Here is a 672-nt window from a genome sequence, read left to right as displayed (position 1 = left end):
CCGATGCCGCGCGCGAGGTCGAGGCGAAGAAGGCGCGCTATCGCGCGCACGCGCTTCACAACGGCAAATGCAAGGACTGCGCGGACTGTCCCGACTGCAAGGACTGTGACGAAGCCGCGAAGAAAGTTGCGGCGGACGAGGAGCGTGCCGGGATCTGCGATCCCGCAGCGCATGCGAAGAAGGCGGGCGCCGGTGCTTGATCGCACCCGCATGCTCGTCGTGACGGCCGCGCTCGCGGCCGTCACACCTTCAATGGCCCACGCCCAGAAGCTGGGGCAGGGCGGCACCGGCGTCGACGAGACGACCGCCGTGCCGCAATGCCAGGTGCCGCTCGGCGTTGCCGCGCTGGTTGAGGAGAAGGCCGCCAACCCGGCCGATGGCCTGTCGCCGCAACTGCAGGCGCTCATGCGCATGGCGGAGATGCAGAACGGCGGTTCGACCGCGCGCGTCGACGCGCTGCCACTGGTCAAGCTGATGATCGCGCGATCCAATTGCTTCCGCGTCGCCGATCGCGGCGAGGCGTTCAGCGCGCTCGAACGCGAACGCGCGATCAATGGCGGGACTGCCACAACCCGGCCTGTCACCAAGGCGGATTATCTGATCGAGGTGAAGGTGGTCTATTCCGACGCCAAGTCGCGTGAGAGCGGGGGCGGGGTCGGCGGTGTGTTCGGC

At 68.3% G+C, this 672-nt stretch carries 2 protein-coding genes; both read left to right on the top strand.

Annotated elements, in window-relative coordinates; all coding sequences use genetic code 11:
- Positions 1-200: hypothetical protein (locus AX735_RS25730; protein WP_202189536.1), on the top strand; the 200-nt coding region annotated here is incomplete at its 5' end.
- Positions 193-672: CsgG/HfaB family protein (locus AX735_RS08495; RefSeq protein WP_446471798.1), on the top strand; the 480-nt coding region annotated here is incomplete at its 3' end. The genes AX735_RS25730 and AX735_RS08495, both read left to right, overlap by 8 nt.

It is taken from the genome of Blastomonas sp. CCH1-A6 (assembly GCF_001556365.1).
Taxonomy (GTDB): domain Bacteria; phylum Pseudomonadota; class Alphaproteobacteria; order Sphingomonadales; family Sphingomonadaceae; genus Blastomonas; species Blastomonas ursincola.
Note: the sequence above shows the minus strand (reverse complement) of the source record. Positions and strands in the feature narration are given on the sequence as shown.